2 protein-coding genes are annotated in these 2,273 nt (G+C 49.5%); both read right to left on the bottom strand.

Translation table 11 applies throughout. The features are described 5' to 3' along the window. Positions 1–80: 80 nt before the first annotated feature. On the bottom strand, positions 81–827 hold the full coding sequence (gene istB, locus ACTRWF_RS19545) for an IS21-like element helper ATPase IstB (RefSeq protein WP_015066349.1): 747 nt from the start codon (positions 825–827) through the stop codon (positions 81–83). Positions 828–835: 8 nt separating this feature from the next. Beyond that, positions 836–2,273 (bottom strand): IS21 family transposase (istA, locus tag ACTRWF_RS19540; protein WP_462836091.1); only part of this gene is annotated, 1,438 nt, incomplete at its 5' end.

The following is a 2,273-nucleotide window of genomic DNA, read 5'->3' as shown; positions in this document are numbered from 1 at the left end:
CTGCGTATTTCGGTGAATCCGAACGGTCATTTCGGTTTTATCCGATCACTTTTTCTTCTTCTTTTTCGTCCTTGCCAGTTTTACCTTAAGTGATCGGATTGGTCTAGTTTTCTCATCGATTCGCCAGCCAGTTCAATTCGATGGCTGTTGTGCAGTAAACGGTCGAGTAATGCATCTGCCACGGTGGGGTTACTGATGAGTTTGTACCATTCGGTAACGGGCAACTGGCTAGCGATAATGGTGCTGGTGTTTTGATATCGTTCTTCCATTACGTCAAGTAAGTCATTGGCCTGTCTTGCACTCAGTTTTTCCATTCCCCAGTCATCTAGGATGAGCAGCTCTTTCTTAGCGAGTTGTGCAAGCTGTTGTCGGTAACTTCCATCGGCGTGGCCGATATTCAGCTCATCTAGAAGCTGGCCGAGCCGGTAATATCGTACTGTATGATGCTGTTCACAGGCTTGTCTGGCTAATGCGCAAGCGAAGTACGTTTTACCGCACCCCGTTGCGCCAGTAACGATAATGTTATGGGCATGATGTAAGTATTGGCCGCTCAACAGTGTGGCGACTTTATCTTTGCGTAGACCGCGCTCTGCGCGGTATTCCAATCGGCTGGCGTGAGCTTCTAAGCGCAAGGTTGCCTGACGCAGTAAACGCTTCACTTTGCTGTCTTGCCGACAGTGGATTTCATGCTGTGCCAGTAATCCTAAGCGTTCTTCGAAGCTCATCTCGTCGTAGGTTGTCGCTTGGCTTTGTTGTTGCAGTAACGCTTGAGCGAAGTGTCCAAGCCGTAAGCTACGCAGTTGCTCTTGTAATTGAGATTGTGTCATGGGTTGTCCTATTGATAGTAATGTTGGCCGCGGATATTGTGGTGGGTTACAGGTTGCTCATCGTGTTCGACAGCGGTGCTCGGTACGCTTTCTTGGTGATGTTTGAGTAAGTTCATCACAACGCTTCTGTGAGGGCGTTCTAGCAGTAACGCCTTTTGGCAAGCGGCTTCAAGTCGCGCAGCACCATGCTGTTTAGTGAGATTTAGAATGGCTAGGCAGCTTTTAATCGCTTGCTCTGGATGTTGACGGCTATGGATGTGCCACTGCACCACACCGCGCGTACCTACACCAATATTCTCCGCCCAGTGCAATAAGCGTTCAGCGCTGAAGCGCTGTTTTACATGGCTGTCCGGCATGTGTTCTTTTTGCGTTGAGAAGCCGCCGTCTTTTGCTGATTTAGCGTGCTGTGTCACCAGTTGATTTTGGTGATAGATGCTGACCACACTGCCACTTGCCTCGATGGTCACCGTGTTGCCTACTAAGGTGTGCGGTACAGAGTAAGCGTGCTTTTGGTACAGCACATGGTAATCCGGCCCCACCTTTGCTCGTTTACTGTCGATGTACTCATACGTGGTGCCAGGCAATGGCATTAACGCGGGTTTATCGAGCAGTTCAAACTGCTCTCGGCGAGAGCCTGGATGTAAGCGCTGCGGCCGATTATTTAACTCTTCCATTAACACTTTGATACGTGCGTTAAGGCCCGCTAAAGTGTAAAAGCACTCCCGTCGCAATCGCATTAGTATCCAGCGTTCAACAATCAGTACCGCATTTTCTGCTTTAGCCTTATCCTTCGGTTTATAAGGCCGTGCAGGCACAATGGCGCAGCCGTAATGCCGCGCCATTTTTGCGTAGTTTTCATTCAGCGTGGGCGCGTAACGATGGGCTTTGGTAACGGCTGATTTCAGGTTATCCGGCACAAGTAAACGAGGTACACCGCCAAGGTAGCGGAACGTTCTTACGTGCGCCATTATCCAATCTTCTTCACGCTGAGAGCGGCCAGCTTCAACATACGTGTAGTTGGTCGCGCCTAAAGTCGCAACAAAGATTTGTGCATGATAACGCACTTCGCCTGTATCGGGATTAACGATAGGTACTGTCGGCCCACAATAGTCAATAAACAACTTATCACCCGCGATATGATGCTGACGCATACTACGCTTCTGCTTTTTAAGCCACCGCTGATAATGCTCGCAGAACTGCGTATAACCGTAGGCTGACGCACTATCTTCGGCGCAATACTCTTCCCACAGCAACAGCTTAGTCATGCCTTTACGCTTCAACTCTTGCTGCATAAACATAAAGTCAGGCAGCCGTTTTTGGCGCTGAACGGGACCAGTGTTATACAACTGAGCCTCGAGCGTTTTATCATTGAGCGCTTCCGGCAACGGCCACGATAAATCACTGGATTTAAAGCGCGAGAGTATTTCACTCACGGTTGAAGGGCCG

This window comes from Alteromonas sp. G5_S2_22_S1, from assembly GCF_054968525.1.
The sequence above is the reverse complement of the archived record's forward strand: the minus strand, read 5'-3'. Positions and strand labels throughout refer to the sequence as shown.